The following is a 26581-nucleotide window of genomic DNA, read 5'->3' on the forward strand; positions in this document are numbered from 1 at the left end:
AATGTGTCGGCTTCGTTCGTGGGATTCAGTCGTCAGCGGTGAGTGCGTCGATCGCGGTCTGCAGGCGCCGGCCGGCGTCGTCGGCGATCGCCGCGAGGGCGGGTTCGCCGGTGACCTGCACCAGCAGTTGGGGGTTCATCGCCTCGACCAGGACTGTGCCTTCCTCGGCCGGGTTGTCGCGCACGATCACATTGCAGGGCAGAAGCAATCCGATCTGCCGGTCGACCTCCACGGCCCGATGCGCCAGCGGAGGATTGCAGGCGCCGAGGATCAGGTAGCGCTCCATGTCCTTGTCGAGCTTGGCCTTCAAGGTGGCCTGCATGTCGATTTCGGTGAGTACGCCGAATCCTTGTTCCTGCAATGCCGCTCGGGTTCGGGCGACGGCATCCTCGAACGACGTTGCCAGTGTGGTGGACAGTGCCAGGTTCATCGGTGTGTCTCCGTTCTCGTTGGTCTGGATTCCGGGGGAGGTCTAGCGGGTGGTGGGCTGGATTCGGCAGCTGGCGGGCTCGAGGCCGACCCTTTCCATGATCAGGCTGGCGGGGCACCATCCGACCATCGAGTAGAAGACGAGGTTGGCGCCGACGAAACCGGTGAGCAGCAGCCACCACGGCGAGAAGACCGTAGCTGAGGCGACGCTCGCCAGCACGATCACGCCGGCCATCAGCGGCACAACTCGTTCTACAGTCCAGCCCTGATGGCGGGGGAGACTCGGCACGGGCGTGTCCCTTCTCGGGTATCTGTCAAGCCAGGGCGAGGAAGAGCTTCTCGAGCTCGGCTTCGCTCATGGGTTGCTTGCCATCGGCGGACTCGCCGGTCAGGCATTCGCGCAGTCCGCTGGCGACGATCTTGAAGCCTGCTTTGTCCAGCGCGCGCGAAACCGCGGCGAGCTGGGTTACGACGTCTTTGCAGTCGCGACCGTTCTCGATCATCGAGATCACCCCGGCGAGCTGCCCGTGTGCGCGGCGCAGCCGGTTCAGTACCAGCGCGATACTCTCGTCGTTTCCGACCATGACGATTCCTTTCCTGGGGTCTGCCTCTACTATACCCCAGGGGGTATGTATGTCGGGGTGATCCACGCCATGCATACCCCCATTCGCGTCAGCCGTGGGAGAAGCTGATCTTCGGCAGCACGCGGCGCAGCCAGGCCGGTGACCACCAGGCGGCATGCCCTGTCAGTCGCAGGAGTACCGGCAGGAGCATGAGCCGGATGAACACCGCATCGAGCAGCACGGCGACACCGAGGATGATGCCCATCTCCTTGGGCGGCAACGGCTCGGCGAAGGCGAAGGTGAAGAACACCGCCACCATCACCGCCGCGGCGGCGGCGATGATGCGGCCCGAATGCGCCAGCCCCATGACGTGCGCGTGCTCCGGGTCGCCCGATTCCTCGTAGTGCTCCTTGGCCGTCGCGAGCAGGAATACCGTGTAATCCATCGCGATGGCGAAGATCATCGCGAAGAAGAACACCGGCCCCCAACCGTCCAGGAAGCCCTGCGGGGTGAAGCCGAGCAGACTCGCGCCGTGTCCGTCCTGGAAGATCAGCTTGGCCACGCCGAACGCCGCCGCGGTCGAGAGCAGGCTCACCACCGTGCCCAGGATCGCGATCAGCGGCGCCTGCAATGCGACCAGCAATAACGCGAAGCCGAGCACGAGGATGACACCGACGATCAACGGCAGATAGTCGTTGAGGGCCTGCTGGAGGTCGAGGTTCTCCGCCGGGGCGCCGCCGATGAGTGCCTGCGATGGCAGGTCCGCGCGCAGTTGGCCCAGGATCGCGCCCATCGCGTTGTCGGAGGGGTCGACGTTCGGGATCGCCTGCAACATCGTGTAACCGGAGCCGTCCGCGCTGGGCATCGGCGGGGTGACCATGGCGATGCCGTCGGTCGCCCGGGCGGCAGCGGCGGTCGCCTCGGCTTCGGCAGCGGGGGCGATGATCTGCAACATGCCAGGAGCGCCTTCGCCCATCTGGGCCTGGATGAGCTCATAGCCCTGGCGAACCGGTGCGTCGGTCGGCACGACCTGGATCGACGGCATGGCTACCTTCAAGTCCAGCACCGGAATCGACAAGGCTGCCAGGATCAGCAGCGAGCCGATGGCGAAAGGCCACGGATGCTTGTGCAGCAGTCTGCCCCAGGACTCGAAGCGCGCTGACCGGTGCTGCTGGCGTTTGGCGTAGGGCAGCGAGCCGGCGTTGATCTTGGGCCCGAGCTTGCCCAGCACCGCCGGGAGCAGCGTCAAGGTGGCGGCGAGGACGAACGCGACCGCGAGCATGATGCCGACGGCCATGGTCCGCACCGCGGGGGCGGGCACGAGCAGCACGGCGGACAGGCTCACCAGCACCGTCAGTCCGGACAGGGCCACCGCCTTGCCCGCGGTGTCCATCGTCTCGGCGACCGCGGCGCGGGAGTCCCCGGTCTTGCTCAACGCGTCACGGAATCGCGCGACGATGAACAGGGCGTAGTCGATACCGAGAGCCAGGGCGAACATCATGGCGAAGTTCATCGCCCACACCGAGATCGGCGTGGCCGAGTTGAGCAACACCAGCCCGCCCGCCGATGCGATCAGCCCAGCCAGGGTGAGCAGCAGCGGCAGACCCGCGGCGACGAGCGAACCGAACGCGAGCACCATGATCGCCAGCGTCACCGGCCAGGAGAACATTTCCGCCTTGATCATCGCGTCGTGGTTGGCTTTGTTGAAGTCGCTCCACAGCGCGGACGCGCCGGTGGGGTAGACCTCGATACCGTCCCTCGACAGCGCCGTCAACTGGCCTTTGAGATCGTCGACAGCCTTGACCATTTCGTCGGTGCTCGCGTTCTCACCGGCGATCAGCACTCCGGTGTGGCTGTCCGGGCTGATCGACATCCCGGGCTGCGGCGCGATCACCGCACCGAAGCGGTCGTCGCGCTGGAAGATGGCGGTCGCCTCGGCGAGGACCTGCTGCACCGCGGGATCCGAGACCGTGCCGGTATCGGAGTGCACGACCACTTGCACAGCGGCAGAGGAGTTCCCGCCGAAATGCTGCTGCGCGAGCTCGCGGACCTGAACCGACTCAGACCCGTTGGCCTGCCAGCCGGCACCGGCCAGTGAACTGAACACGCTCGGGGCGGCGGCGCCGAGGGCGACCAGGGCGATCAACCACACGCCGAAGACCCACTTCGCGTGCGTGGTCATCGTTGCTCCCATGCGGGCCAACGCGCCGCCTGGCTGGGTCGGCGGGGCGGACTCCGGCGCCTGCTTCGCCGACGGTGCTCGACCGCCGACGACAGCGTTATTGCTGCTCATGCCAAATACTCCTTATACGGGAGGGGGTATATTTCGGGGCGCGCTGCGCCTACGGGAAGTGCGGTGGGATCACCGCGTCAGGTCGGTGCCATCGGTTCGACCGATCATTGCCGTGGCGGCACAGCCTCGGGCTCGCTGGAGCTCGGTGCGCTCCGGCTCAGCGGCCGAGGATGCGGGCGAAGAATCCGAGCTCGCCTGTGGGCGCGGTTTCGTTCTTGCAGCCGCAGCGGCGGGACTCGGGGATGGATTTCATAACGCTGCTCACGTGGGACCCGCAGCCGCCCCACGTTGTCTTCTTGCAGGTCGGGCAGGTGACGGGATAGCACATGGGTCCTCCTCGAAAATATGGGAGTCGGGCTAATACCCCAGGGGGTATTAGCCACTCGGATGTCAGTGTCGTAGGCGTCGGGGTTGACGCTTGGTCGATCCTATACCCCGGGGGGTACTTGCATACCCTAGGGGGTATATGCCACTCTTGTCCACAGGGGCGACGAAGAGCCTTGTCGGGATTGGAGGAAGCGTGATTCTCGAGCAGTACTACATCGAATGCCTGTCCCATGCCTCGTACCTGATCGGTGACCAGAGCACCGGGCGTGCGATCGTTGTCGATCCGCGCCGAGACATCACCGAATATCTCGCGGATGCTCAGCGGCACGGGCTCAGGATCGAAGGGGTGATCAATACCCACTTCCACGCGGACTTCGTCTCCGGTCACCTCGAGCTGCTCGAGGCCGCGGGGGCGTGGATCGGTTTCGGTACCGCGGCGGAAACCGACTATCCGATCCGGCGACTCGCGCACGGTGAACATGTCGCGCTCGGTGAGGTCGATCTGGAGGTGCTGTCCACTCCGGGGCATACCTGGGAATCGATCAGCCTGCTGGTGCGCGAAACCGCGTCGGCCCGACCGACGGCCGTGCTGACCGGCGACTCTCTCTTCATCGGTGACGTAGGTCGACCCGACCTGGTGAACCTCGGCGACGGTTCGACTTCGGACCTCGCGCGTGCCATGTACCGGACCGTCCACCAGACATTGCTGAACCTGCCCGACTCGGTGACCGTCATGCCCGCGCACGGTGCGGGCTCCTCGTGCGGGAAGAACCTGTCCACGGAATTGACCTCGACGATCGGTGAACAGCGACGAACCAATCCGGCGGTCCAGCCGATGAGTGAGGACTCGTTCGTCGCGCTGATCACCGACGGCCAACCGGCGGTCCCGCAGTACTTCCATGTCAACGCTGCCCTGAACAAACAGAATCGGGCAGTGCTGGATCGCAATCGCAGCATCCCGGCTGTCACGGTGGCGCAGTTACTCAGCGAGTTGGATCGCGGTACGCGCGTTCTCGACGCCCGAAGCCCCGACGACTTCGCTGCGGCGCATGTGCGCGGGTCGGTGAATGTCGGTTTCGACGGTCGGTTCGCCGAGACCGGCGGGATGGTCGCCGAGATCGGCGACCGGATTGTGCTGATCACCTATCCCGGCGAGGAACAGGACGCCGCGTTGAGACTGGCGCGAATCGGGTCCGACGAAGCGGTCGGGTATTTCAACGTCGAGCACGACGGCGTCTTCCCCGCCGAATTGACCCATTTGCTTCAGTCTGCACCCAGGACGACTGTGGAGCAGTTGAGTCTGCTGCTCGCCGATGGTGCGGTCACGCTTGTCGATGTCCGTAATCCCGGCGAGCGGGAGTTCGGCTTCATTCCCGAGTCCAAGTCGATTCCGTTGGCGCAGTTGCGTTCTCGGATCGGGGAACTCTGGACCGGTGTGCCGATAGTCGTGCACTGTGCCGGCGGGTGGCGCTCGAGTGTCGCCGCGTCGTTGCTCCGATCGTCGGGCATCGAGCAGGTCAGCGATCTGATCGGTGGCTACAACGAGTGGGTCGATCACCACGCGGCGGCGTGAATTCGGCGACGCCGACACACAGTTCCCCGCCTTGGGCACTGATGGGTATGGTCTGGACAACTGGAATCTGCGCCCGGTTGTCGCAGGTTCAAACCCTGTGAGTTTGATGGGCCAACACTTCTGTCCGGGCCGGTGCTGTTGTCGACCAAGGTGCTGTACTGCAACGCTGCTGTTTGCCATCAGTGCGAACCTGCTGGTGTGAGGTCGGGATGCCTCGCGCGGGGTGGCGACGAAGATCTGTGCGGTTGCGGGCAGTGCGTCGGCGACGAGAAGCGGGGACTCGCCGGCGGCGGTCCGGTCGTTGTCGACGGGTAGCAGGTTGGGTGTCTGGCAGAACCGAGATCCGCGCGGCCTCTCGCTGGTACATCGTGCAGACGAAGAAGGCCCCGATCTGATGATCGGGGCCTTCTTTGCGTGTCCGGAGGGGGATACATTCGCTATCCACAGTGGTCGACCTGCGGAAGCGCTGAGAATCGAGCCCGTTGCGTCAGAGGTTGACGCAACGGGCTCGTCTTCCTTTCGGCCGTCCCCCGAACTCGTTACGAGCACGGTGCTTCCGGCGTTGTGCTGGGAGAGACCGAGCTAGGAAGAGCATCGGTAGTCGAATTCGTACGAGTCGTCGGCGGTCGGCATGGCGCCCGATAAGTACTCCTTACCGGCTGTCAAAGTAACACCGCCGCAGCAACCCGGCCAACACCGCCCGCATCTACGGCAGCGCCTGGCGCCGCTTCACCACCTGGTGCGACGAACTCGAGCTCGGCGGTCGCGCCTTCGAAATGCCCAACCCATTCCGAAAGCTGTCGCCGTCCGTAGCCGGACTGAGACCGCCCCGGCGTCCTAGCGGTCGCCAGCGGGACACCGCTGACCCTGGACCGTCGCTGGGATTGCCTTGGCTGGTGTAGTAAGGCTGTGATGTTGCCGCTGATGCAATATCGCCCGTAGCGATCACAGCATCGCGGCGAGCAACGACAACGACTGAGGAGTCTGGAACGTTGATCACGGTGGATGGCCGCACCGATTTCGAGAAGGTTCTGGAGCTTCTCCAAAACGGCACCGAGGACCGTGAGCTCGACTACAAGTCCCACCTGGACCTGTCGGCAGGCAGCAAGCATTCGGTGGAGCTAGCCAAAGACTGTGCAGCCATGGCGAATCTGCCACGCGGCGGCTACATCGTCGTTGGAGCCAAGGACAACGGCGACCTGGCAACCGATGCCGACCCGATCGAGCCGAAACAGTTCGATTCGGCGACGTTGATGCAGAAGGTGCGCGCCTATATCGATGGCCCGATCCACATCACCAGCGCGGCCCACGAGGTGAACGGCTGGCTCGTCGCGGTGATCTACATCCGCCCCGACGACACGGCCGGCCTGCCGGTGGTGATGCGCAAGCACGGCGCGCTCCCCAATCAGGATGGGCAGAAGAAGAACCCGGTGTTCTACATGGGGCAGATCCTGACCCGCGAGGGCTCGGTGAACACGCCGATGTCGTATTCGCAGTGGGAGGACGCGCTCGCCCGCTATCGCGAGCGCATCACCCGCGAGGCCTCTGAGCACACCAACGCCCTGCTGCAGCAGATCCTCGACGCAATCCGGGACCAGGGCTCAGGGGGCCCTGTGAATGTCCCGCTGCGGCCGGAGATGGACCTCGCGACACTGGCCACCGCGTTGGGGCAGAACTTCGAGGCCGGTGACGCCGGAGTGACCCGCATCCGCCGCTTCCTCACCGTCGTGCAGAGATCGGCGAGGCCCACACCGACCTCCTCGGGTGAGGAGGCCCTGGACCAGCTGTGCCTGATCGCGTTGAGCGCGGTGGACTCCCGGCACGACGAGGTCTACGAGCAGACGATCGATATCCTCGCCGACCTGTACATGAACGTTGCCGGACTCGGCGGGAGCGACGCCTACCTGCCTCCCGACATCAAGGACCGCTACCTGCTCGCGGTGCTCGTACGCGTCTTCATCGTCGGCAGCCGTCTGGTACGCGAATCCCAGTGGAAGTGGGTACCTCCGCTGGTTCGGCGCCCGGTACTGACGGAATCGTCCTACGAGTACCTGTCGTGGTTGCGCCACGGCCAGGTCCAAGCCAGCCGCAACGGTCTGATGCGCGCCGACGAACACGACCGCGACGGCACAGGGGGCAACATGCTGGCGTTGTGTCGCAGCCACATGCTCGACCACCCCGAACTGCGATCGGACTGCCCTGATGTATCCATCGAGGTAGGCCGGCCCGACGAGCTCCTGGATTCGCTGTGCCGGTTCGACATGCTGTGGTGTCTGATCATCGCTACACAACCCTCGGATCATTTCGGATACGAGTACTACGCAAGCTTCGCGGGATTCTTCGGCGAGCGCACCGAACCGATCCTGGACCAGCTAGTGAGGTCCGAACCGATGCGACGCACGCTCTTCGTCGACACTGACGACCGCTCCATTGCCGCGGCCACAAAACAAGTCATCAAGCACGCAACCCGCGAATCACAGGGCATGGGTTTCCACACCGAGATTCGACCATCTCCGCAGGTCGACCACTTCATGGGCCAGGCAGACGAGTGACGGCGGCATCGGTTCCGGCCTGAGGGGTGAGTGCTCCAGATTTGGTCAGGTCAGGGGGCCGCCCGGTGTACACACCAAGGCTCGCACCTAGGCCATGTCTCCCAATAGCTTCAGCCATTCGACCATGAGAGCCATGACGATCCCGGCCCGGTAAGTGCAGGCCAGCTTGTCGTAACGAGTCGCGACACCACGCCAATGCTTGGCCTTGTTGAACGCCCGCTCGACCACATTGCGCCTCTTGTAAGCGTCGGAGTCGAACCCGGGCGGGCGTCCACCGGCACTGCCACGGCGTTTCCGGTTGGCGACCTGATCAGACCGTTGCGAGATCACCGCGACGATCCGCCTGCTGCGCAACAACTTTCGGTTCGCCGCGGAAGAATAGGCTTTGTCTGCCAAGACCCGATCAGGATTGCGGCGTGGCGGACCACTGACCAGTTTCGGGACCGCGATCGCGTCGAGCACCGCGGGCATCACCGGGCAATCTGCGGCCTGGCCCGCGGTGATCAACACCGCCAAACCGCGACCGTTGCCATCAGTGGCCAGATGGGCTTTGGTAGTCAACCCGCCCCGAGACCGGCCGATCCCGTGATCAGCCGGCTCATAACTCACCATCCGGGCCGGCAACCGCACAACCACCTCGACGAGTGTTTGCGCCGTGTTGATGGACCCGCACGATCGTCGAATCGATCGACACCGCCCAGTCGAGGTTGCCGGTCGCGTCCGCCAACGCGGTCAACGCGACCAACACCCGATCCCAGGTCCCGTCGGCGGCGTAACGGCGGTGTCGTTTCCATACCGTTTGCCACGGACCGAATCCCTCGGGCAGGTCCCGCCACGGCATCCCGGTCCGCAACCGGAACAACATTCCCTCCACGACCTGGCGGTTGTTGGAGAAGTTACGGCCCACGCGGCCATCGGATTTCGGTAACAGCAGCTCGAGCAGTTCCCACTGGTTGTCCGTCAGAACTTGATGCCGATCACCGACAGTCTCCGCCACGGCGAACATGATGCCCGACATGACGGACTACCGGCGGTGAACCGAAAATCCGATTGGGAGACATGACCTAGTACTGCAACTGCACTCGGTGGTCAGTCGAGTGGGTGTCCCCGCCGCCGGTAATGCGATAGCCGGGCTTGATACTGGCGGCGTCGTCGCCAGCGTGACCAGGACCAGACGTGGTCGGCGGGATTGAGCCGGGTCAACACGAACGCGATAAGAAGACGCCGAACTTCCGGTAGCGTAAGGGCGATCATGCCCGCTTCACTGCCAGTGAGTCCCCCTTTGCCACAACCGCTTTCGTCGCGGCGAGCCAGGCCAGGGCCAGCATCGACAACGTGATGTGGGCATACCCGGCACGCCATTTGCGGACCTGATAGTGGTCGAGCCCGGCCTCTCCCTTGGCCTGCTGAAACGCTTCTTCCACATGCCAGCGCGACCCCGCAGCCCACGCCAGATCAACCAGCCGTGCCGAGGCCGGGGCAAAGCACAGGTAGTAGGCGATCTCGAACTCGCCTTTGCTGTTGGGCGTCAACGCCCGCCGCTCCAGCAGCCAGTGCCCGCCCGCTGTTCCAGGTGCCCTCGATCTGACGGCGGGCCCAGTCGTATTCGCGGGGCCCGTGCGCACCGGCACCGACCGAGAGCCGCTGCCAGGTGCGTTCACCGAACTCGGCAACGAGGTCGTCGGCGCGGGCGGTGCGGGTCCGCGCGGGTGCTCACCCGTTGGTCGCAGCGGGTGGCCATCACGTAGAACACGTCGTGGTCTTCGCACCGATCCCGCAAGTAACCGGCTTGCCCGTAGGCTTCGTCGGCGGTGAACCACGCGAACGGCACCTTCGCGGCCAACGCGCGTTCGAGCATGGCGATCATCTGCTGCGGCTTGGTCGCGAACTCGACCTCGTCGCCGTTGCCGGCGTCGCGGTAACGTTGCCGATCATCGGTCCACGACTGCGGCAAGTAGAGCTCACGGTCGATAAGCGCATGCCCGTGTCGCGACGCATGCACCAGGAACACCCCGATCTGACAGTTCTCCGTGCGACCGGCAGTGCCGGAGTACTGACGTTGCACCCCAGCAGATTTCACACCCTTCTTCAGGAACCCGGTCTCGTCACCGGCCAGCACAGCGTCGGGGTCGCCGAGGTGTTCGACCACGTAACCACGCACGTCATCACGCACCGCATCGACATCCCAGTCCGCGGCACGCAGCAGCCGCTGCATCCCGTCCGGACACCGGTCACCAGCACGTTCGGCCAGGGTCCACCCGTTCTTCCGCTCCAAACCTGCCATCAGGCCCGACACGTACTCCCGCGCCCGCCCTCGCGGCTCGGCCCGGGTGAACCGTTCCCCGATCCTTGTCATCAACGAATCCAGCTCGGCCACAGCGCGATCCAACACCACCCGACAGGTTTACCAGCACCGAACCACGTGAGTGCAGTTGCAGTACTAAGGGCGAATCGTCATGTCGGGTCGCGCGTTCGGATTGAGACACGGTCATTCGGAACCGTTGTTCCGTGGCGTGGGCACGATTCGATCGAAGCCGAGACCCGATGCCCCCTCTCCGCGCCTGACCGCTTTCTGCGCACCGAGCCACACCACGACGCGGCCGTCGCGCCAGCGGGTGCGCTGGAATCTGGTTGTCAGGCGCAGGCCTTCACGGGGGATCTCTTCTTCGTGCACGAAGTACGGTCGACGCCGGTCGAGGCCGGCGCGCAGCTGATCCGTCAGGGGCAGTACGCGCTCGGGTGGCCGACCGGGCAGCAGCCGGGGCAGCGCCGCACGTTGCAGCCTGATCTGGCGGTGGCCGGTCGGCTCCTGGGCGGCGATGAAGGGGATCCAGTTCTCAGGAACCGTGGTCATGGCGCGGTAGCGGATATCGGCGGCGGGAGGTGGATCGTCATCGGGATCTGGCCCGCCTGCGAGGCGTTCCAGATGTGTGCGCGTTTCGTGGGCAACTTCCAAGCCAGAACGGGTTGAACCGTCCGGTAGTGTGACCGAACGCTCCACGGCCCACACCATGTTCGCCATTTCGTCGCGGAGGAACAGCACTTCCTCGTGCACCGGGCCGTCGGTGACGGTATTGGCGGTCGGCAGCAGTAGGAGGCTGGTGTCGGCGGGCAGGCTTGGGTCGCCTCGAATGCCGGAGGTGAAGATCGTGAATCTGCGGGGATCGTCGTCGCGTCCCACCGCCGCGGGGGTGATCCAGAATCGTTCGCCGAACGTATTGGTGACAGCGCAGCCGATCAGTTTGGCAATCGTGCCCGCGGGCGCGGTGAACGGGGTGAGGTACCAGTCGTTGCTGTAGACCAGGCCGAATTCGATGAACAGCAGTTTCGCGAGGTCGGTGGTGGCTGCGGATACCTTGCCCAGGTTCACTTCTCCGTCTTCGAACGCCCACCAGCGGGCGTTGGGCATCCCGTCGAACTGTAGTTGCGACGGGATCATGGTGCGCATGACCGAACCGATGACGGTCGCATCCTCCGGTGTCGTGTTGAGCCTGGTCCGCGACGGATCGGCATCGACAGCCCACCAGTCCAGTCGCCCAGTGGCGTAATCGCTTGCGGCGTAGACCTTCGCCACGTCGGGTCCCGTCGGCGCCGAGCAGTCGAATCGGTATTCCAGGTGGTCTGGGGTCCAAGCGCCGGTGCGGTCCGGTGGTGGCTGACTGATCAGGCGCGCGAACCAGCGCACGAGCCTGGCTGCGGCTGCGTCCAATCCGGCCTTGTCGGCATCGGCGACCGCGATGCCGTCCCATGCGTGGGTGCCCGGTTCGACCAGATGCAGATACAGCTCACCGCCATCCATCGCACGGCCGGCGAGCGCGCTCACCATCGCCAACGTGCCGGGATGGGCGCACATGTCGACATCGGCGGACGCGCCGGGATCCGGGAGCGTGATCGGGTACCGCGCCCGGTATGCGTCGGCGTAGTCACTTATGCCCGCAATCGATTTGAGCCACTGCCGCCCGAGCAGCAGGCGCAGATCGAGTGCGATCTTGCGTGTGCCGCGCACCAGCGGGGCTCGCAGCCGTTCTACCCGTGTCTCCAGGGGCAGTTCACCGACCATCGGTTCGACGGGGTCCGCACCGAACTTCGCCCTGGTCAAGCGGGTGTGGTCGATGCGCATCTGGGCCAGCACCGGGGAACCGGCGTCGTCGGCACGGAACTCGCCGAGCTGCCACTGGCGAGTCAGCATCCACAGCCCGTCACGTACCTCCGCCCGCAGCGAGCGATCGAACGCGGCGGTCCGCGGTCGGCCCTCGAGCCGGTTCCACTGGGTGAGGGTCGGCAGCAGAGCTCGATCGAGAGTCATTTTCAGGTCGGTGGGAATTCGGATGTCAGCCATCGCCCGTACTCCTTACGATCCGGACGTCGGTATTGACCAGCGCGAAGTTCGCGGCCATCACCAGGCCGCTGACCGCCACCGTGGCGACGGTCGCCGGGAGGAATTGCGCGAGGGTTGTGTCGTCCAGCTGTGCGGGTTCGACGGCGCGGATTCGCGCCAGCGCGAAGGTGTCCGTGATGCCGGTGACAATGTCGTCCCAGGACCAGGCGCCGTTCCAGGTGGCGGGCGTCAGCAACAGCATCGCCTGCGGGGGTTCCTGGCTCGGCCGATCGAAATGGAATGCGACCCCGGTCGTGTGCTGCGGCCCGGGTTCGTCGGGTTCGATGGCCGGGATCGTCTCGCTCCAGTCGTCGAGCAGCAGGCCGCAGCGCGCCGCCGCGGGCGTGAAACCGGCGCGGACGAGTGCGACGTACGAAAGTCGTTCGCCGTCGGGTGCATGCGCTCTCGGGAAGTCGAGCGCGAGCAAGGGTGCGCCGGGCTTGTGGGGCAGCTGCATCGCGGAAAGCTCACCGACACCACGTCCGTGCGCCTCGGCCAGCATGAGCGTGTCCTCGAGCAGGCGTAGCATCGGGCGCACCCGCGCGCATCCGTAGAGCCAGGTATCCAGGGGGTCGGCACCCTCCAGCGTCGTGGTCGCGTGCTGCAGCAGGCCGCCGGACAGGAAGTGCGCATGGGCCTGCGTCTGTTCCGCAGCGGCTTCGGGCGCAAGGGTGAAGGTGGGAATGAGCTGGAAGCCCTCTCCGAAAACGGCTTCGGCGCCGCGCTGTAAGGCGCCCAGACGCGCTTCGGCATCGAGCGCCGTATCGTGGTCGTCCAATGCCGCGGTCGCGGCCCTGAACCGAGCGGTTAGGTCTTTTCGCAATGCGGATAGCAGCGTCTGCAGATCGCTCCAGTACGTGAGGATCGAATCCTCGATTTCAGTGAACCCGATCGGTTCGGGATCGAACGCGTCGATGGGCAAGACGGCGATGCAACGACCGAGCCGGTCTGCCAGGCCGGGGTCCAGTGGGTCCACCGCAGAGGTGCGGATACTGTCCGACTTCGCCAGGAACGCCGCCACTTTTGCTTCGACGACCGGACGGAGTGTGACCGGATCGAGCTCGGCTGCAACCGCCGTCGACACCTGGCCCTCGGCGGCCCGCAGCAGCCGCAGGCGCTCTTCCGATGTCGCGGTGCTCGGTAGGGCTGCCTCGCGGTCCAGCGCTCGCGCCGCGGCCGTCGCGCGCTCCGCCCAGCGGGCGAGGAGGCCGGTGACCTGGGTGAGCAGGGCTTCGAATCGCTCCCCGCGCCAGTCGTAGACACTGCCCCAGCCGATACGCGCGCCGCCGAATCGCGCTGCTTCAGCCAGTAGGTCCACAACGGTCGCGATCCGATCGTCGACCTCGTCGAGCAACGCGGCCCGGTTGGCGACCGGATCGGTCAGCAACGCGGCACCGGCGGCAATGGCCGAATCGAGATCGGTTCGGAGCATCGACAAGTCGGCGACGACGTCGGCGACCCGGGACCTGTCAACCAGGTGCGGCACGGCATCGGCACGCTGTGCCGCACTCGGCAGCGCGACATCGCCCGCCCGCAGCGGACGCGAGCGCAGCGCGATTCCGCGCAGTCGCCGCACGAAGGCGGAGACAATGAAGACACTGAGTTCGCCTGCGGGAGCGTCGGAGTAGCGGATCCGCAACCGCGCGTCGGGGCGTGGGTTCACGATGTCCACCACCTGTTTGCGTACGCGATCGTCGAGTTCCGCCAATCCCGCCCCGCCCTCGTCGGCGATCAGATTGATCACATCGATCGGTGCCACACCGAGGTCGCCGAGCCGCACGATTCGCGTCTGCTCGGATGCTCCGGCGACCTGCCACGTGACCGTGCACGCGATCGACCCGAGCGGCGGCAGCGCCGCGGTGAGCCAGGTATCCAGCGCCGGCTGAGCTTTCGAGCGCGGCGGGGCGGATGCGGAGGCGGAAGCGCCCGGGTCCAGTTCCAGGCCGGCGCGGCAGGTGAGCGCGAAACCGCGATCGGGCGTGGTGACGACGGCCGGGTCCGGCGGTGCGGTGAAATCCGCCGCGATATCGAGATGACTTGCGGCGCGGTCCTGATTGTTCTGGGAAGCCTGGTGCACACCCTCGGCGAGGATGAGATCGGCCATCGCGTCGAAGGCGTTCACGAGGTCGGCGACTGCCCGCTCGACGACGCCGCGTTCGGTTGCGCCTAGCGGGGGCAGCGGCTTACCGTACGGGTAGACACCGGTTCCCGCCTGTTTGACGAGAGCCAAGCCGTCGACGACATTGCGTGCCTCGACGGCCTCGGTCTCCGGCGGTGGCGGGGATTCTGTCGGTGTCAGCTTCTCGGCGGTCAATGGGAAGGCGCGGCGGAAGGCGAAAACCAGTGCGTCGAGTTCGACGAAGCCACCGGCATCGTGCAGCGCCCGTTCGAACCGGTAGCCGAGCAGCGCCCCGAGATGCTGCCCGGATCGAACCCCGTCCAGCAGAGCGAGCGCGGTCCGCACCCGCGTGGAGGTGAGGTTGATCGAGAAGGCGTTCGGCGTGCCCGCCGTGCGGTTGGCGAGTTCGCCCGCGCGTAGGATGGCGGCTGTGACCGCCTGGTTCAGCGACGGCGCGTGCAGGTGCCCGCCATTGGCCGGATCCACCTGCAACGGGGGGCCTTCCGCGAAAGCAGCGGCCAGCTCGTCGGACAGATCCGGCGCCGACAAACGCTTAGGGTCCGGGCGCACATTCTCGAGCCACCCGTAGGCGCCGAGGTACACCCCGCGCCGCGGTTGCTCCGTGCCGATGTTCCGCATGTGCTCCAGTTGCCGGGCCACGATGCCCAGCCGCCAGGCGTCGATCCGGTAGGACACTAGGTCGACGTGCTCGGTCAGCAGGCGTTCCAGGTGCGCGGTCGGCGTCTGCACCAGGCCCTGGATCGCCTTGATCTGGTCGTCGAGATCGGCGGCGTAGTCCGGGCGGGACGGCAGCACCGAGGTGAGGTGATCGGCGATCGAGATCCCCGGCCTGCCTGTGAGCCTGTTGTCCGCCTCGTACAGGCGCTGCCAGGTGCTCTCGCTGTGCTCGACCGTGTCCAGATGCACCGACTTCGGTTCGCGGACGATCGTCCTCATCTGTGCCTGCGTGAAAAGGCCTGAGGCGTAGCGCATCCGGTCGCTCGCGTCGAGGTAGCCGCGGGTCAGAGCGAAATGCGCCATGATGTAGAGCAGTGTCCTGGGCGGCGCATCGCCGAGGAATCCTTCCTGGCGGCGCAGCCGGTCGAGTGAAATGCCCGCGGTGTCGGCCAGCCATCGCAGTGCGTTGCGGTCGTCGGCGGTCACAGCGGGGAGTGGTTCGGTCTCCGAAATCTGTTCTGTGACAAGAGGTCCCTTCAACTTGATGTGGCCGGTACGGAAGAACAGGTCGAGTAGGTCGGGCTCTTCCCCGGTGTATCCCATGAAGCGCAGCATGATCAGCGCGTTCTGGCGTTGCTGCGCGGCCCGGTAGCGCTCGGCGGGCTGCTGCAGGATGCCGGTGAAAATGCTGCGCCGGGATAGCTCGTCGAGGCTCTTGGCGGGGCGGTAGTGGAATTCTGCGGAGTTCGGGTGCAGCCCGAGGATATCCAGCAGCGTTTTGTGCGGGTCGCTGCCGTCACCGACACGCGCGACATCGCCGACCCCTTGTGTCCACGTGTCATGCAGGACACCGAGCACGGCGTGTAAGCGTCGCAGGAATCTGGTGCGGCGATCGGGCAGGAAGGTTCCGATGATGTCGTCGGAACCGAGCCATGCGATACGGGAGAAGGCGGTGGACGCGACAATGCCGTAGGGCTGTGCGCCGATCCGAATCGCCGGGACCGCACCCCGGCCGCTCACGTAATTGCTGAAGAACCAGGACAGTTCACTCGTCCAGCCCTCGAACACCGGGCTCATCAGGACGCCGGTGAGATACCCCAGGGTGCCGGGCGCGAGTGCGGTGTTCATCAGCCGCGCCTCGATGGAGTCGCACCCGTCGGCGCCGCGCACCCGCCGCATTCGGGCCGGGTTCAGGCCGAGGCAATCGGCGAGCACCTGGCCATCGCGCCGCGCGGCCGGATCGGTTTGGATTTGAAACTTCGCCGGGCCGAATGCCTCGTCGAACGCGAGATCGGGATCGTCGCGCCGCGACCAGGCCGAGGGAGCATGGTCGGTGTTGTTGGTCGGCACACCCTGCGGCAGCAGTTCGAATCCAGACCGGCTGAACGCGTGGCCGGTGAACAGCTCCTCGAGTGCGGCCTGCCCGGCCTCCGGGTCCGCGCGCATCCGCAACCCGACGACGACGATGCGGTCGAATCCGTCGTTGGCCTCCGCGGCTGTCAGAGGGACGCGGATGCCCATACCGGCGGCCTCGGCGGCCTCGAAGCCGAACATCCATTGCAGCGGTGCGGGAATGGACAGCTTGCCGTCCTGGGGGACTATGCGGTCCGCGTCCGGTGCGGCGGGGTCGGGGCCGACGTACAGCGGCTCGGTGATGGGCTTGCCCAGGACGGAACGGGTCGCGGTGCCGGAGCTGCACAGGACGACGAACCGTTCGGGCAGCGCCGCCGCTATCGGGGCGCGCCGCCAGCCGGAGTGCTCTTCACCCTGTTCGTCAGGGAGCTCGAGCCACGCCACCGTGACTGTCGTACCTGTGCGGTCCACGCCCGGCGGGGGTGGGTCTGCCAGGTTGAACGGGATGTATCGCTCGACGAGTTGTGTTGCCGTAGCAGGATTTGCGATGTCATCGTCGAGTGTCGCCCGCGCGGACGCGATGGCCGCGACATCGTCGGCAGCTTTCCATACCGCCTGCCAATAGCGGGATAGCGCCCGGCGGATTGCACGGGCGGGCAGCTCGGTGTCGCTGACGATGAACACGGTATCCGTGGCCGGATTCTTTTCGTCCGGTTTGTCCCCGGGGTTCACCGGGACGAATGCCTTCACCAGCCATTTTGCCCGGCCGGTGCCGTAGGAGCCGCACAGAGTGGCGAAGGCGGCGCGCTCTTGCGCCTCGACGCCGCCCGCGGCCCAGTACTCCCGCCAGAACCGCGCGGCCGCAGCCACTTCTGTGGTGCTGAGCTCCGGGTCGAAGGAGTCGACGCTGCATTCGTCCGGATAAATCCGGACCCGCAGTTCGGGTGTATTCCCCTCGGTGAAGAACCGTGTCTCGAGCCGCACCGGTAGCAGCAGTAGGGGTGTGGTCTCGGTGAGGGCGGCAATGTGCCGCGGATCGGTGAATGCCTCGAAGGAGTCGAACGCCGTCGCGCGCTGCCGCGCGGTGGCTTCCGCCCGTTCCTTCGCCGCGGCAGCAGCGGCGTGCAGCTCTTCATCGGTGCTCCCCGCGGCGCGCAGCAGGGCACTGCGGGCGGTGCGACGGTCGGCGGCGTACTGCCCGTCGACGCGCTGCAACCGGGCGCGGAGGTCCTCGAACGCGGCCATCAGTACGCTCCTTCCCGCAGCAACTCGGCGCCGTGCACCGCGACCATGACCGGCATCTGATAGAGCAGGTACGCCCAGCGGGCAGCGCTGATCGGAGCACCCACCACGCGCACGTCGTCGTCATGCTGGTCCTGCTTCTCGCCCTCGTCCACGCCGGGTTCGGACAGCGGCAAGATGGCGAGCGCGCCGGCATCGAGTTGCGCGCCGGGCGCGACGCCCATGTCCGGCCACGCGAGATCGTTGACGGTGACAATGTTCTCGCCGGTGGGACGGGCTGTGTCCAGGCCGAATCGTGGCTCGCCGGGGCGCTCCTTCAGGACGAAATACCATCCGGGTGAGTCGATTTCATTGTCTCCGGTGCCGCCCTTCACCTCGTCGGCAGTGAGGGCGAAGCCGAAGAAGTAGATATCGGGGTCGACCTTCGCTTCGTAGATCGGTGTCTGCAGTAGGTCGGGCGGCGGTTCCCGCAGCTGCTCCGTTGTGAGCTCGGTTAGCGTGCGCTCCTTGCTCGGATCGATGTGTCCGTTGGTCTTCGCCCATTCGGCCTTGTGCGCGTAAATGACGGTGTTCGGGTATTTCTTCAGAAGTTCGCCGCGCACCGCTAAGACGATCTCGGCTCGGTCCTGCGCGGGGTCGGCCTGGCGATGATCGTGTTCGCCCAGGTGGCTGCGGCGCAGCCAGAGGTGGGTTGGCGGAGTGTCGTAGTACTTGTCGCGTGCCGTGGGATCGGTAACTGCTGCTCCGAGATAGGGTGTGACGTCCCAGAATTGGCGGAAGCATGTGCCACGAAGATCGGTCGGGTACTCGCGCCAGAGCATTTCGCGGGAGAACTCGTGGTTCACCCCGACCATGTACGCCTCGATGACACTCTGGTTCGTCTCGAGTGCGACGACGGTATTGGGGCCGATCAGATTCAGCCTCGGCACGAAATGGTCATCGCTGAGCTCCTTCAACGGCCGGTACATGGGCACGTCGATGCGCGGGTAGTAGAGGATGTCGTCGAAGACGTCGCGGATCTGGGCGCGCACGTGTGCGGCGATATCGACCCTGGCGAGGAAACGGAGCGGGATGGTGCGTTGCGGGCGCAGCGTCACCGCGACGCGGGCGGCCGTCGTTGTGAGATCGAGCTTCGCCAGCGGCTCTTCGCGGCCCGCCGCAGTCGCCGCCTCGGCGAACTGCGCCCAGTCCCGCAGCGCCGCTTTGAGACGCCGCGCCTGCGCATCGGTATCGGGAAGGCGGTCGATCGACGTTTCCAGATCGAGGTCGGGACCGAGGATCTCGCTGACCGTGGGGACGCGACCAGCGTAGGTCAGCACGCCCGTGGCGGCCAGCGCGAGCGCGGCGAGCAGGAACAGCGGCATCGCGAGGATGCCGGACACAGCCAGGATCAGGGCGAGCACTCCGAGCGCGAGCAGCACCCAGCGCAGCCAGGGTGCGCGCCGGGCCAGTCGCACCAGCCAGTCCGGCGGCCAACGGCGCTGTCCTGCCAGTGTTTCCGCGATGCCCTCGACGGTGGCGAGCCCGCCGGGTGTCCGCTTCGGGGGCGCCGCGGTGACAACGCCCTCGTTCACCGCCTCGAGCATCGCGCCCGCGTGCGGCCCTGCGGTGAGGGCGAGCCGTCGGGCGATCGGTCCGTGTGGCCGCATAATGCGCCGCAGCGTCGATGAGGTCAGCACCAGGGGGGTACGGCTGAGCCCGCGAGCGTGCCGGACGGTAATGCCGTCGAAGAGCACTCGGCCCTGCACCGGCGCGGTGAGGCTGAGCAGGCGGCTCGGGGCCGCCGCGACCGCGGCGACCGACTTGGCGTGGATCGCCTCGCTGAAATGCAGCAGCATGTGCGCGATGTGCGCTTTGCGATTGTGGTCGAGGACTTCGCCGACCTGCTTCCATGCGGCTTCCATGTAGTCCTCCTGATAGCGGCGGACCACATCGCCGCCGAAGCCGGCCGGAACGCGGTACTGCGGGTCCACATTGAGTTCATGGATCCAGTTGTCGTCCGGATCGAGCGGAGCTCCGGCCGGATCGGTCAGCAGTCGATGCTGCAATGCCGGCCACTGCCCATAGATAGGCACGGTGATGATCGGATCGACGTCATCGGCGTCGAGCGGTGGTATGCCCGCCTCGGCCTTCGCCTGGCCCGCGGGTTTGCGGGTGAACGTGTCAGCGAGGTTGGCGAGATCGGCGATCCGGCTCTGGAAGTCGTGTGGATAGGTTGCCCCCCACCATTTTTCGTACCGATCGCGCTCCGCGCGATCGGCCGGTTTCAGGGTTTCGCGCGGCGCGCGCAACGCACCGCCCAAGTGCAGCACCCCGTGCAGGTTGTTGTCATCGATGGGCGGCAGGTTCGAACCCGGGGCGAGTACATCCATATCGCGGTAGCCGACGCGGTGGTCCACGGTCTGCCACTTCAGCAGCCGCACCAGCGATTCGAAATCGCCCGCTCCGCCCGTATGAAAGTACCAGCGGTGGTAACAGGGCATATTCAGCGGCTCGGGCCGGTTCGGGTAGTCCGCCCACGCCGACGCGGTCGCGAATGGCGCGTCATCCGGATCCAAGCCGAGCCCGGCGAGGCGTCCTCGTTCGTAGGTGGGCACGAGGAAGGCGTGATAGGCGGAGTCGACCTCGAGTCGGCGCGGGCACAGCAGCCGCGAGTAGCCGATATCGGCATCGGCCGCGAGTGCCTTCTCCAGTTGGCCAACCGCGGTGGGCACATCGGTCGCCACCAGCTGGCCGGGCGAGCCCAGATGCCGATTGGTATGCACGTGCGCCCACGCCCACAGCTCGTCGAGCGAAGGGAACGGAGTGAAGTCCTTGACGGTCACGAACGGCAATGGCCGGTCGCCGATGGCGGCACTCTCGCGGAACTCGGAGGTCACTGGATCACCGGAGTCCTTCAGCACCACCAGCGCGATCCAGGGGCGCAGCCGCAGCCCGGCGGGTGCGGCAGGGGTGTAGCGCCAGGGGAAGTCTTCGTCGTAGAACTCTATGTGTGCGAGGTAATTCGGTTCGACGTCGGTGATCCAGGGGCGCGGTTCGACCCGGACGATCGCGCGTTGTTCGATGCCGATCACCTCACCCGGCCCGTACATGTCGATATCTCGGCCGAACGACGATTCAAGGGTGCCTGCCGTGATCGGCTGGCCGGTGAGCTTCACATCGACGCGGGTGGTTGCCCTGCGACGCACGGTCTGGTCGCCGTGGGCTGCGGTGACGGATTGCGCGATACCTTGCCGTAGCCACGGCAGGAAGGTGTAGGAACCGAGTGGGGTGGTCATGACGCGAGCTCGAATCCTGGGAGCACGTGCAGCTTTCCAGCCAGTCTGCGATCGGTGGCGACCGCGCTGGCCAGCCAGTCGAGCGCCGCGCCTTCACTCGAGAACGAGGCGGGCGCGGTGGCGAACCGGGTGTTGTTCTCCTGAAGTGCCACCGCGAAACCCTCGCGCTTGCCGAGGACGCCGTCGGTGACAGGAACCCGCGCCACGCGTATTTTCGTGCTGAGTAGGGATTTCGCCACCGCCGAGCCGTTCAGCAGATGCGTGAACAGCGCCAGCGACTGGCGCAGGTGCCAGAATCGGTGCCTTCGCGTGTTCGTGTCGACGGTGATCACCTCATAGCGTACGACTCGGGTTATGGCCGCCGCCGAGGTGAGCTGCGCACCCGCCGGGCACAGAACCATGCCGCCGTGACGGGCCTCGAAAGCCTTGCGGGACATGCATTCGTCATCGGAAAGGTTTTCGAACTGTCCGGGTGCGAACAGTTCGTCGACGTCACCGCATTTGGTGAACGCCGGACTCGTCGCGGTGAGCGTGAACCGGGTGCCGTCCTCGGGCTTGCGTGCGCCTATCCGGTCCAGCTTGGCATCCAGCGGCGCGAGGCGCTGACTGATCCGCAACGACCCGACTGGATGCAGTGCCGTGCGACTCTCCGACTCGGGCAGCTTGCGCAGGGTGACGAGTAGATTCGCGCCGGGCGGCGGCAGCGCGCGCCAGCTCTCGGGTTTGGACAGTTCGGTCGTGAGCGCGGGCAGTACGCGGATGGGTGGCAGGCTGGTGTCGCGGCGCTCGCCCCACCCGACATCGATGTCGACGTCGATATCGAAGAACAGCAGAGAGATTCCCGCTGACCCGCGCGCATGCCAGGGTGTAGGGCCTTCCACCTCGAGCCGGATGCGCAATCCCCATACGCCGATCCCGAAGACCCGCACTTCGAAATGGGAGGAGAAGTCGACGATGAAGTAGAACGGTGAGATCTGGACCAGCGCATCGAAGGCGATGTGGCCGGACACATTCAAAGCGCTGAAGCCGAAGAACGCCTCGGCCCTGCTGCCGAACTGGAGTGAGTTGCTGGTGGTGGCGAAGTATCCTTCGGCGCGGATTCGTGCCACCGATGTGTTGACGATCTCGATGGCGATGCGCCGCGGGTTCGGGAACGGCAGTGGCGGCGGTGTGTACCGCGGATGGAAACCGCCGACGGCCAGCACGAAGTTCGCATCGTCACCGACGGCGATCAGCAGGCCCATCTCGCCGTCGATGGTGATGAACAGGACCCGGCTGTCGTACAGGCTCGCGAAGAACCAGGCGCGCTTACGGTCGAATTCGAGCGCTCCCACGAAATTGACCTGCAGCAGGACGACCTCGACATTCTCGGCTGGAAGTGCCATCTTCAGTACGCCGACGATGGCCACATTGCCCGGGATCTCGACGATCACGCCGAGCGACAGAGTCACCAGCGCCGGTGTGCCCCAGCCGAGTTTTGCCATCGGCCCGATTAGGAAGGTGCCCGGCCGTGGCGGGAAGAACGCGCGCAGATCGCTGATGATGCGGGGTGCGTTCGCGACGATATTGTTCGGGAACATCACGCTCTCGATGGCACCCGTGCGGATTCCCTCGGAAATGGCGTCCAAACGCATCGCGCGGTTGAGCCCGAGCAGCCCACCGACACCGAGCAGGGTGAATCCGAGTCCCAGCTGTAGCCCCGTCCCGAACTCTGCGGTGATGACGACTAGCAGCGAGAAACCTGCTGCGCCGTCGGGCATCCGGGTTGTGATGATGCCGATTGCCTTGAGGCTCAGGAACTTCGCGAAGGTGAGTTCCAGTGCACCAGCGTATTCGCCGCGCGCACTGTCCAGATAGAGGAAGCCGCCGCCCGAAACGATTCCGGCGTCGATGGCGAGGCCGACGCCATTCGGTGCTTTGAACGCTATGTCGATTTGAGCGGGTCCGGCGTTGCCGCCCTTGTCGGGGAAGCTGATGGTGGCGAGCGCGCCGAGCCTGCTGACCGTCGCGTCGAGCGGTCCGAGATGCGCGCCGATATCGGCGGAGAATTCGATCGGGATCGCGCCGTCGCGGAACCCGCCGATCAAATAGATCGTCGGGATGTCGACGGGTCCGAGTTCGGCATGGACCGGGATGGCGACCTCGATCGTCGCGCTGCCTATGAACCGCAGGCCCTTTCGGGCGTCGTACAGGGCGGTCAGGTCGAAGTCCGATTCGACCCGGACGCCGCCGAGCACGGTCGCGATGAACCCGTCTGCCTTGGAGGCGTCGATGACCAGCTTGCCCTGGTGCGCCTCCAGTTCCGCACCGGACTGGACTGTGGGCGACGATGCGCCCGCTGCCGTGCTGAGCTGGAGTGGGAACCGTGCTGCGAATCGCCCTACCTCGAGTCGGCTGCCCTTCGCTTGGCCGAGCAGGATCATCGGATTGCCGTCGGCGCTTTCGGCTTCGATCCCTGCCGTCAAGGTGAGCGACGCTGCGGCGGTCGGCGATTCGATGCTCAGTCCGTTTTCCGGGTGCAGGACGAGCTCGGTGCCGGATTCGAATCGCGAAGTCGAGCGCACTGTCGACGACCACGGTCCGGCGACGGGCTCCTCGACATCGATATCCTTTGCCGCCGTCGTTCGCAGGCGAATTTGCAAGCCGGGCGATGAATCCGGCTCAACGGCCAGGCGGAACAGGAATGCCTCCAGGGCGGCAGGCATGCCGGGTGCAGTGATCAGGATCGGCGTCGCGTCCGGACGGTCCAGTACTGCCTGCAGGCGGCGGAACAGGTCGAGGCCGTCGAAGTCCGGGCGGCCGAATCCGTAGAGGCCTTTCAGGTGTTCGGTGGGGTTCTGCAAGAGTGCGCCGAGACGATCGGCGCGAATGCGGGCGAGATGGTGGGGCGGGATGGTCGGGTCGGCGGGGTCGCCGGATACTGCGGCATCGTCGATCAACCCGGAGATCTCGAGGACGCTCTTGACCCCGGGCATGCGATCGGCGATATACGACACCAGGGCGCGATGGAGGAGCCGTTCGGGAGCCGTTCGTGCGATGGCGGTGAGCCGTGCCCGCTGCGCAGGTGTGAGACTGCCCGTGGATTGCACGGCGCTGTCGAGTGCGGAGCCGAGTCGGCCGAAGGCCATGCCGACATGTGCGAGGAGCCGGGCCAATCCGGCCGCGGCGGAGATCATGGCGGTGTCGTCGTCGCCTTCGATCGTATCGGTCAGCGCCGTAACCGCTTGCGGTAGTTGGCCACACGCCCCGGCGGCGCTCTGCAGTGCCCCGGTGACAGCACCGTCCGCGAGCACCCCTGTCGGCAGCCGCAGCCCGATCTCCTCCAGCACCTGCTCGGCACTGCTGCCCGCGAGCCGCTGTGCTAGCGGGCTCAGCGCTTCCCCGAGAGCGCGGACGAATGTCTCGATCGGCCCGGCGTTGCTCATTGTCCACCTCCGTAGGTGAGTGCGGTCTGGTCGAGCCGAGCGAGATCCGAACCAGGCCCGGCGATTAGGAATTCGCGGAACCGCTCAAGGTCGGTGCGCAGCCGCGCACTCCCGAATCGCTCAAGGATCGTGGTGAATCGCTCGATTAGCACAGTCGTGTCGTACCCATCGATCGAGCGCGGGACCAGTACATCATCCGTTGTCGGCCGGTAGAGCATGTGCCGCACCAGCAGGTGCCCGCCGTTACGCCGCCACACGATCGCGACGCGGCGATTGCCATTGATCAGCCGCAGCATCTCATCGACATGCGCGCTGATCAGCGCGGTCAACAGCATCAGCCCCGGCCTCTCTCCGAATCGTTGCCGCCAGTATCCGAAGCGCGATGGCAGATCGGGTGGGGTGTATCCGAGCATGATGTCCTCGGCGAAGGGCGGCTCCGGACTGCCGCCGCCTCCACCTGCTCGCATGGACACGGTGTGGAGGGCGGCGGTGCCGTCTACCTTGCCCGCGCCCCATAGGTGGCTGTGGACCCCGGGGCCGGTATCCACGTTGGTTGGCGCCTCGTCGGGGGGAATGCCATCGACGTTCGCGGTCTGTTGCAGGTGTTCGCGGACCTGTTTGAATGTGAGGTTGCGATCTTTCTCGAACATCAGCGCAACCAGCCCTGCGACGTGAGGTGTGGCGAAGCTCGTGCCAGATTTGCTGATCACCTTCTGGTCGCAGCAGGACGAGTTCGCATGCGGGTCGTGCTGGCTGCGCGGCGCGCTGACCGCGGTACCCGGCGCCGCGATCGTGGGCTTGCGCTCCTCTGCCGAGACTCCGGCCTGGTTGGCGTGGCCCCGGGATGAGGAGTCTGCGAGCCGGTCGTTGCCGTTGTCGTAGTCCGCGACGGTGATCGAATTGCGTGAAGTGCCAGGCGAACTGATCGTGTTTTCGCGCCGCCGCGGGACCATATCGGACTCGTCCGGCAGCCGGAACGTGGGAGACGGGTCTGGGAGTGAGGTCTGGAGCCATGCGTCCCAGGTCGCGGCGGCCCGTTTGGTAGTCTCGGTGAACTGCAGCTGCCAGACTCCGCCACGCACTTCGTGGTCCGGCTCGGGTTCGATGGTGATGCTGATCTGACGCTTGTTGTTGTGATCCGACTGCGGCCCCGACGACGTCACGGTGATGTTCATATTGTCTATCGACTTCTCCGCCTGTGGTCCGGGCGCAATAGGCCCGGTGCTGCGGGAGTCCGGCGGCGGCGTGACGATCTCGACAGTCAGTAATGCGTCGCCGTTGTACCAGACATCCAGCAGCTCAACGCCTCCCGACGATTCCGGCAGGAAGAACCACACCTGGCGTGTACGGTCCGCAGGCACGGTTCCAGCCTCGTGGATCTCGGCACCGCCCCCATTTCCGGCCGCAGCGACTATCGCGACACCCGGCGGGGGCGGCTCTAGGACGTCATCGACAGCGATGTCCCACACGTCGGTGCCGTCGTGTGGGCCTGTGTCGGTCCCAAAGCTGCAGTTGATCACCACGCGTTTGGGTGGTTTGAAGGGCTCCTTCAGCCGCTCTGGCGCTGCGGCGCACCACAGCAACGCGTCGAAAGGGCCGTGGGTCTCGTCACCGTCCTCCAGGCCTGCGGCCTTGACGATCACCAGATCGGCGCGTGGGGCAACCCCGACGTAAGTACCCGGCGAGGTGCATGCGTCGTCCTGTCGGCCGTTACCTGCCGCGATGCCCGCGACATGGGTGCCATGCCCCATGCTATCGATGCTAGGGAAATCGCCACCAGCAGGTAGGGCGTCATTGATGTCCTTTTCGGTGTATAGCCGGCCGTACGGGACGGGCTGCGGCTGCTCTTCCTCGTGGTCATCCGCAGTCTGGTCCCAGAGTTCGAGGATGCGGGTGGTGTTGTCGGGGTTTCGGAAGGATTCGTGGAAGATGTCGATGCCGGAGTCGATGACGGCGATGATCACCTCCGAACCCTGGCCGTCGAATGTGCCGGGCGAGACTCTCCACGGAACTCGCATCGCCTCGATGGAGTCGTCGAGTTGGGGCTTGACTTTAGTGACGAGCCGAATGGATGCGACTCCGGGCACGGCGTCGAGGCTCTGCAGAGCAGCCAGTTCTATACGCCCCGAAACCCTCCTTCCGGTGTCGAACCCCATCCGCAACCCGGCCTCGCGGATCCCGGCCGGGTCACCGGTGTACTCGACGAGAACGGACACCATGCGGTGCCGCACCTCGGCGGAATCCCGGCCCTCACCACGCTCCGCGTATCCCAGCTTCGTGCGCCAGACCAAATACGCATGCTGCAGCGCAATATCTATTCGCGTCATCCGTCATCCTCCGGACTGCGAGTGCCGCTCCCGCAGCTGTCAGC

13 protein-coding genes and 1 pseudogene are annotated in these 26581 nt (G+C 65.9%); 2 read left to right on the top strand and 12 right to left on the bottom strand.

All coding sequences use genetic code 11. The annotated features are described in order from the left end of the window. Window positions 1–25: 25 nt before the first annotated feature. The 5 genes from ACWF99_RS12065 to ACWF99_RS12085 all read right to left on the bottom strand — a co-directional run bounded on the left by ACWF99_RS12065 (window position 26) and on the right by ACWF99_RS12085 (window position 3613). The gene (locus ACWF99_RS12065) at window positions 26–430 is read right to left on the bottom strand and encodes a DUF302 domain-containing protein (RefSeq protein WP_358190351.1); all 405 of its coding nucleotides are present in this window, start codon (window positions 428–430) and stop codon (window positions 26–28) included. Window positions 431–472: 42 nt separating this feature from the next. Continuing rightward, window positions 473–718 carry a YgaP family membrane protein gene (locus ACWF99_RS12070; protein ID WP_452535870.1) on the bottom strand — a complete coding sequence of 82 codons (246 nt, stop codon included), beginning with the start codon at window positions 716–718 and terminating at the stop codon, window positions 473–475. 25 nt (window positions 719–743) lie between these two features. Further along, entirely contained in the window at window positions 744–1013 is a 270-nt protein-coding gene (locus ACWF99_RS12075; protein ID WP_056809283.1) for a metal-sensitive transcriptional regulator, read from the bottom strand. Window positions 1014–1101: 88 nt separating this feature from the next. Continuing rightward, the gene (locus ACWF99_RS12080) at window positions 1102–3285 is read right to left on the bottom strand and encodes an MMPL family transporter (protein WP_452535871.1); all 2184 of its coding nucleotides are present in this window, start codon (window positions 3283–3285) and stop codon (window positions 1102–1104) included. A gap of 157 nt (window positions 3286–3442) precedes the next feature. Beyond that, window positions 3443–3613: a hypothetical protein gene (locus ACWF99_RS12085; protein WP_452535872.1), complete on the bottom strand. Its 171-nt coding sequence runs from the start codon at window positions 3611–3613 to the stop codon at window positions 3443–3445. Window positions 3614–3805: 192 nt separating this feature from the next. Here ACWF99_RS12085 and ACWF99_RS12090 point away from each other — a divergent pair, with 192 nt between their 5' ends. Continuing rightward, window positions 3806–5185 (top strand): MBL fold metallo-hydrolase, encoded by a 1380-nt coding sequence (locus tag ACWF99_RS12090; protein WP_452535873.1) that lies wholly within the window; start codon window positions 3806–3808, stop codon window positions 5183–5185. Between the two features lie 1001 nt (window positions 5186–6186). Next, entirely contained in the window at window positions 6187–7737 is a 1551-nt protein-coding gene (locus ACWF99_RS12095) for an AlbA family DNA-binding domain-containing protein (RefSeq protein WP_452535980.1), read from the top strand. Between the two features lie 87 nt (window positions 7738–7824). On the opposite strand, the gene ACWF99_RS12100 is transcribed toward ACWF99_RS12095, so the two are convergent. The 7 genes and pseudogenes from ACWF99_RS12100 to ACWF99_RS12130 form a co-directional block, all read right to left on the bottom strand. Next, a protein-coding gene (locus tag ACWF99_RS12100) for an IS5 family transposase (protein WP_452535981.1) occupies window positions 7825–8743 on the bottom strand; the annotation gives its coding sequence in 2 pieces (ribosomal slippage) (window positions 7825–8367 and window positions 8369–8743; 918 coding nt in all). Window positions 8744–8987: 244 nt separating this feature from the next. Next, a pseudogene (locus ACWF99_RS12105) lies at window positions 8988–10132 on the bottom strand (IS701 family transposase). Between the two features lie 93 nt (window positions 10133–10225). Continuing rightward, the gene (locus ACWF99_RS12110) at window positions 10226–12076 is read right to left on the bottom strand and encodes a hypothetical protein (RefSeq protein WP_452535874.1); all 1851 of its coding nucleotides are present in this window, start codon (window positions 12074–12076) and stop codon (window positions 10226–10228) included. Further along, window positions 12069–17510, bottom strand: a complete 5442-nt coding sequence (locus ACWF99_RS12115) for a hypothetical protein (RefSeq protein ID WP_452535875.1) — start codon at window positions 17508–17510, stop codon at window positions 12069–12071. Before ACWF99_RS12115 ends, ACWF99_RS12110 begins: the two co-directional genes overlap by 8 nt. Continuing rightward, a complete protein-coding gene (locus ACWF99_RS12120) occupies window positions 17510–20785 on the bottom strand; it encodes a hypothetical protein (RefSeq protein WP_452535876.1) in 3276 nt (1091 codons plus the stop codon). Before ACWF99_RS12120 ends, ACWF99_RS12115 begins: the two co-directional genes overlap by 1 nt. After that, window positions 20782–24210, bottom strand: a complete 3429-nt coding sequence (locus ACWF99_RS12125) for a DUF6603 domain-containing protein (RefSeq protein ID WP_452535877.1) — start codon at window positions 24208–24210, stop codon at window positions 20782–20784. Before ACWF99_RS12125 ends, ACWF99_RS12120 begins: the two co-directional genes overlap by 4 nt. Then, on the bottom strand, window positions 24207–26537 hold the full coding sequence (locus tag ACWF99_RS12130) for a S8 family serine peptidase (RefSeq protein ID WP_452535878.1): 2331 nt from the start codon (window positions 26535–26537) through the stop codon (window positions 24207–24209). The genes ACWF99_RS12125 and ACWF99_RS12130 overlap by 4 nt, the downstream gene beginning before the upstream one ends. Window positions 26538–26581: the final 44 nt, after the last annotated feature.

Source organism: Nocardia sp. NPDC055002, assembly GCF_053608825.1.